The sequence below is a fragment of the Microbacterium sp. genome (assembly GCF_031178525.1).
Classification (GTDB): domain Bacteria; phylum Actinomycetota; class Actinomycetes; order Actinomycetales; family Microbacteriaceae; genus Microbacterium.
This window is the reverse complement of sequence record NZ_JAPSJA010000159.1, coordinates 1-5,645: the sequence shown is the minus strand read 5'-3', so window position 1 is coordinate 5,645 and position 5,645 is coordinate 1. Positions and strand designations below refer to the sequence as shown.

Sequence of the window (5,645 nt, the reverse complement as noted above, 5' to 3'; positions counted from 1 at the left end):
GCGCCGTCGAGCGGATCGCACGTCGCGTACACGGCGTCGGTGAGCGTGCGGACCTCGTCCGGATTCATCCATCCGGCTCCGCCGTCGATCAGGAGCGCGTCGCGGAAGTTCACGGCGCCGATGTGCAGCGCTCCGTCAGCGGCCCGGGCTTGCCGCGCGTGGCGGGTTCCGAGTGCGTCGTGTCGGCCGCGGTTGCGGCGACGGGGACGGCCGTGGCCGGAGCGACGGCGCCGCCGGTCAGGAGCAGGAGCGCGGCCGTGCCGAGCGAGACGGCGGTGAGCCACGTGGACGGCTTCTTCATGGCGACGCTCCCTTGCGTGACCGATGACCGGCGCCGGATGGCGTCCGACGCGTCACAGGCTAGCCACGTCCTGCGCCGCCGGATAGACGGGGTTCGGGCCGGGGGGCGCGGGATCCCGGTGTCTGGGAGAGCGTGCGGGACGCGTCGTTCCGCGGGCGCGATCGCGTCAGGAAGTATCGTGGATCGATTCCCCACTTCGATCCCCTTCCCCGAGGAGCCTCATGCCCCTGTGGACTCTCCACGGCAACGGCCGCACTGTCGAGCCCGGCAGCGTCGTCGCGCCGAGCGAGCGCCTGAACTGGCCCGCGACGATCGCGATGGGCGTGCAGCACGTCGTCGCGATGTTCGGCGCCACGTTCCTCGTGCCGACCATCACGGGCTTCCCCGTGTCGACCACGCTGCTGTTCAGCGGTCTCGGCACGCTGCTGTTCCTGCTCATCACGCGCAACCGCCTGCCCAGCTACCTCGGCTCCTCCTTCGCGTTCATCGCGCCGATCACGGCCGCGACGGCGTCCGGCGGCATGGGCTCCGCGCTCGCGGGCGTGGTCGCGGTGGGCGTGCTGCTCGCCCTGGTGGGCGTCGTGGTGCAGGTCGCGGGCCTCGGCTGGGTCGACAAGCTCATGCCGCCGGTGGTCGCGGGTGCGATCGTCGCACTGATCGGCTTCAACCTGGCGCCCACGGCGTGGCAGAACTACAAGGCCGACGCGCTCACCGCCACGGTCACGCTCGCCGCCGTCATCCTGTTCTCGGTGCTGTTCAAGGGCTTCCTGGGCCGGATCTCGATCTTCCTCGGCGTGATCGTCGGATACGTGTTCGCAGCTCTCACGGGCAAGCTCGACTTCAGCAGGGTCGGCGACGCCGAATGGATCGGCCTGCCCGAGTTCCACGTGCCCGACTTCGCGTCGGCCGGCACCTGGTCGACCATCGCGATGTTCCTGCCCGTCGTGCTGGTGCTCGTGGCGGAGAACGTCGGCCACGTGCGCGGCGTTGCGACCATGACGGACGCCTCCGTGAATCAGCACACCGGCCGCGCGCTGATCGCCGACGGCGTCGCGACCACCCTGGCGGGCGTCGGCGGCGGATCCGGCACCACGACCTACGGCGAGAACATCGGCGTGATGGCCGCGACCCGGGTGTACTCGACCGCCGTCTACTGGGTGGCGGGCATCGTGGCGATCCTGCTCGCGTTCTCGCCCAAGATCGGCGCGATCTTCAACTCGATCCCCGCCGGCGTGCTCGGCGGCGTCACGACCGCGCTGTACGGCCTGATCGGGATCATCGGCATCAAGATCTGGGTCGACAATCGCGTCGACTTCTCGCGTCCCGTGAACCAGTACACCGCCGCGGTCGCGCTCGTGATCGGCATCGCCGGCTTCACGATGCAGTGGGATGCGTTCCAGCTCGGCGGCATCGTGCTCGGCACGATCGCGGCGCTGACGATCTACCACCTCGGCAACCTCATCGCCCGGGCCCGCAAGTCCGGCGCGGACGACGGCGGCCCCATCCCCGCGGTGGGCCCGCTCGGCGGCGACCCGCAGGACTGATCCGCTCGGCGAGGAAGGGTGCCCGACTCCCGCCGGACGCCCTTCCGCACCTCCGGCTCGGGCGACAGGATGTCCGCATGGGCACCGTCACGGACTACATCGCCTCGCGGGACGAGCCCGTCCGCGGCGTCCTCACCCGGATCCACGAGCGAGCCCGGGAGCTCGTGCCCGACGCGACCGAGGGCACCGGCTACGGCATGCCGGCGCTGCTGCATCGCGGACGCCCGCTGCTCGCTGTCACGCAGACGAAGTCGCACCTGTCGCTGTTCCCGTTCAGCGGATCGCTCGTGAGCGAGGTCGAAGCCGATCTCGTGGGCTTCTCGCTCTCGAAGGGAACGATCCGCTTCTCGCCCGAGCAGCCCATCCCGTCCGCTGTGCTCGACCGCATCATCGTGATGCGTCGCGACGAGATCGACGCGAAGGAGGGCTGACGTGGCGATCAAGCTCGAGAACGTCGGCATCGCGGTGCGCGACATCGAGCAGGCGATCGCCTTTTTCACGGATCTGGGCCTCGCGGTCGCCGGTCGCGACACGATCAGCGGCGAGTGGGCCGACACCGCGGTCGGGCTGGACGGCAACCACGCGCGCATCGCCATCCTGCAGACGCCCGACGGTGCCAGGCGGCTCGAGCTGTTCGAGTACCTGCATCCCGATGCGATCGAGACGGATCCCACCCTGCCGAACGAGATCGGGATGCACCGCGTCGCGTTCTCGGTCGACGACATCGACGCGGCGCTGGAGATCGCCGCACGGCACGGCTGCCACCCGCTGCGCGGCGTCGCGAACTACCAGGATGTCTACAAGCTCACCTACCTGCGCGGCCCGAGCGGCATCATCGTGATGCTCGCCCAGGACCTCACGAAGGGCTGAGGCGCGCGACCGAGAGGACACGTCGTGCAGCTCATCGACGGCGACTGCCTGCGCCGCTCCGGACGGCGGCTCGCGCCTACGATGGCGGGATGGATCCGGGCCTGCATCACGTGGAGATCTGGGTGGCCTCCGCCGAGCGCGCCGCGTCCGAGTGGGAATGGCTGCTCGACCGGCTCGGATGGGTCCGCGGGAGCGCATGGGCGGGCGGCTTCACGTGGGGTGCGGGCGGCCTGTACCTGACGTTCACCGAGGCTCCCCTCCGGGCCGGTGATCACGATCGGCGGAGAGCGGGGCTCAATCACCTCGCCTCGCCTTCCGCGGCGGATCGCGGGCCCACGTCGACCGGATCATTGCCGACGCGCCCCGTCACGGGTGGACGCCGGTGTACCAGGATCGCTACCCGCACGCCGGCGGAGCGGATCACTACGCGGGCTGGCTCGAGAACGCGTCGGGGTTCAAGGTCGAGGTGGTCGCCGAGCCCGTGTGACTTCCCCGTCCCCGCGCGTGATCGCGTGACGGGACGGCGAGGAGGTGCGGGTTCGCGAGCGGCAGCGGCGAACGCGTGCGGGTTCGAGGAACGCGCCCGGCGTCAGGCCTCGCCGCGCTCGGCCTTGCGACGCGCGATCTCGGCGCGCAGGCGATCGGCCTCGATCTCGCGTTCGAGGTCGGCCAGCTGCTGCTCGGTCGTACGGCTGTCCATCCTGCGGTCGTCCACGATCCGCACCGGCGCCGGCATCGCCATCCGCGGCGCGCGGGCTGGACGCTCGGCGTACACGCGTCCCGCTGCCCACCACACGATGCCGCCCACGATCGGCAGCAGGATCGCCAGGATCATCCAGACGAGCTTCGGCAGATGCTTCACCTGACCCTCGTCGCGCGTGATGATGTCGATCAGCGTGACGACCGAGAACGCCAGCACCAGCAGCGAGAAGACGAACGGCATGCCGTCACGTTATCGGTCGGCGAAACCCCACGTCGAGAGCGGATTCAGGCCGTCTCGCGGATGACCAGCTCGGCCTGCAGGAGGGTCGCGCGCGGCGGCTCCTCGCCGGCGAGCCGCGCGAGCAGCACGTCGGTCATCGCCTCGCCCTGCTCGCGCGACGGCTGACGCACGGTCGTGAGCCGCGGGGCGATCTCGGTGGCCACGGGAGAGTCGTCGAAGCCCACGATCGGGATGTCGCCGGGCACGCGCAGGCCGTGCGCCTGCAGCACGCCGAGCGCGCCTCGCGCCATCAGGTCGCTCGCCACGAACAGGGCGTCGGGCGGGTCGCCGGCAGCGAGGATCCGCGCCATCGCCGCGGCGCCGCCCTCGACCGTGAAGTCGCCGTTCTCGGCGGGCCCCGCCGGCAGGCCCGCTTCCGCCAGCACCTCGCGGTACCCCTGCAGACGGTCGGATCCCACCGCCATGTCGAGCGGGCCCGTGATCGTCGCGATCCTTCGGTGCCCGCGCTCGACGAGGTAGCGCGTGGCGATCCGTCCGCCCTCGACGTTGTCGACGTCCACGAAGTAGTAGCCGGATCCGTCGGCCGCGACCGGCCGGCCACCGAACACGACCGGAACCGCGCGGTGGATCCGCTCGAGGAACGTGTTCGACGCGTGGTGCGACACGATCAGAGCCCCGTCGACGTTGCCGCCGACGAGGTAGTTGGAGGTCTTGTCGCCCGGGTCGCCCGAGGCGATGAAGAGATTGAGCAGGTACTCGGTGGACGCGAGCCGGCCGTTGATGCCGCCGACGATCGCCGCGAAGAACGGGTCGCCGAAGAAGCGCTTGGTGTCCTCGGGCACCACCAGTGCGATCGCGAGCGTCTGCCGGCTGGCGAGCGAGCGGGCCGCTCGGTTCGGAACGTACGCCAGCTCGTCGATCGCGCGGCGCACCGACTCGAGCGCCGCGGGACTGACGCGGTCGCCTCCGCCCAGCACACGCGAGACGGTCGATCGGGAGACCCCGGCGCGCGCCGCGACCTCCTCGATCGTCGCCGCGGTCGCCCCCCGCGCGGCCCCCGCTCGAGGAACCGTCGTGGTGCTGGGTCGTTCCATCCGTCTCCTAGCCGAGGACCGGCGCTTCGACCCTCGCGACGCTCGATCCCTCGACCGAACGCGCCGCGATGATCCTCGCGTACTCGTGGCCGCTGTCCTTGATCGTGCGGACCTGCGTGTCGTAGTCGACGCGGACGATGCCGAACCGCTTCTCGTACCCCCAGGCCCACTCGTAGTTGTCGAGCAGCGACCAGTAGAAGTATCCCCGAACGTCGCTGCCGGCGTCGATCGCGTCGAGCACGGCCGTGAGGTGTCCGCGCACGAACTCGAGGCGCTCGACGTCGTGCACCTGACCGTCCGCGACCACGTCGTCGTACGCCGCGCCGTTCTCCGTGACGTACAGCGGCACGCCGGCGGGAGCGGCGTAGTCGGCCGCGACGCGATTGAGCAGGTTCGTGAGGCCCGCGAAGTCGACCTCCCAGTTCATGCTCGTGCGGGCGAAGCCGCGCTCGGCCCAGTGCACGCCGTCCATCGCCGGGAAGGGCGAGCGCTTCGGCCAGTCGGTCGGCGCCTCCCCCTTCGGCGCGGGGTCGGCGGGCACATGACCCGTGACGTACTCGCCGTGGTAGTAGTTCACGCCCAGGAAGTCGATCGGCGTGGAGACGACGGCGAGGTCGCCGTCCTGCACGGCGGCCTCGAACGCCGCCACGGCGTCGGCGTCGACCCCGCGGATGTCCGCCACGATGTCAGCGGGGTACTGACCGCGGAAGATCGGGTCCAGGAACCAGCGGTTGAACTGGCCGTCCACGCGACGGGCGGCGTCCTGGTCTGCGGGGTCGGCCGGATCCACCGGCTCGCCGTTCGTCAGGTTGAGCGTGATGCCGAACTCGAGTGCGGCGTCGCGCGCCCGGAGCTCCTGGACCGTGCGCCCGTGGGAGAGCAGCAGGTGGTGG

At 70.9% G+C, this 5,645-nt stretch carries 7 protein-coding genes; 3 read left to right on the top strand and 4 right to left on the bottom strand.

Annotated elements, in window-relative coordinates; all coding sequences use genetic code 11:
• Positions 1 to 109: 109 nt before the first annotated feature.
• On the bottom strand, positions 110 to 301 hold the full coding sequence (locus tag RIF89_RS10285; RefSeq protein ID WP_309069020.1) for a hypothetical protein: 192 nt from the start codon (positions 299 to 301) through the stop codon (positions 110 to 112).
• A 221-nt stretch (positions 302 to 522) separates the two neighbouring features.
• On the opposite strand from RIF89_RS10285, the gene RIF89_RS10280 reads away from it, so the two are divergent.
• The 3 genes from RIF89_RS10280 to RIF89_RS10270 all read left to right on the top strand — a co-directional run bounded on the left by RIF89_RS10280 (position 523) and on the right by RIF89_RS10270 (position 2,715).
• Positions 523 to 1,845 carry a solute carrier family 23 protein gene (locus RIF89_RS10280; protein WP_309069019.1) on the top strand — a complete coding sequence of 441 codons (1,323 nt, stop codon included), beginning with the start codon at positions 523 to 525 and terminating at the stop codon, positions 1,843 to 1,845.
• 77 nt (positions 1,846 to 1,922) lie between these two features.
• On the top strand, positions 1,923 to 2,276 hold the full coding sequence (locus RIF89_RS10275) for a DUF1801 domain-containing protein (protein WP_309069018.1): 354 nt from the start codon (positions 1,923 to 1,925) through the stop codon (positions 2,274 to 2,276).
• Between the two features lies 1 nt (position 2,277).
• Positions 2,278 to 2,715 (top strand): VOC family protein, encoded by a 438-nt coding sequence (locus RIF89_RS10270; RefSeq protein WP_309069017.1) that lies wholly within the window; start codon positions 2,278 to 2,280, stop codon positions 2,713 to 2,715.
• Positions 2,716 to 3,304: 589 nt separating this feature from the next.
• Here the strand turns inward: RIF89_RS10270 and RIF89_RS10265 are convergent.
• The 3 genes from RIF89_RS10265 to RIF89_RS10255 all read right to left on the bottom strand — a co-directional run.
• Positions 3,305 to 3,658: a PLDc N-terminal domain-containing protein gene (locus RIF89_RS10265; protein WP_309069016.1), complete on the bottom strand. Its 354-nt coding sequence runs from the start codon at positions 3,656 to 3,658 to the stop codon at positions 3,305 to 3,307.
• 44 nt (positions 3,659 to 3,702) lie between these two features.
• Entirely contained in the window at positions 3,703 to 4,752 is a 1,050-nt protein-coding gene (locus tag RIF89_RS10260; RefSeq protein WP_309069015.1) for a LacI family DNA-binding transcriptional regulator, read from the bottom strand.
• Positions 4,753 to 4,759: 7 nt separating this feature from the next.
• The coding region (locus RIF89_RS10255; protein ID WP_309069014.1) for a family 1 glycosylhydrolase at positions 4,760 to 5,645 on the bottom strand (886 nt) is incomplete at its 5' end.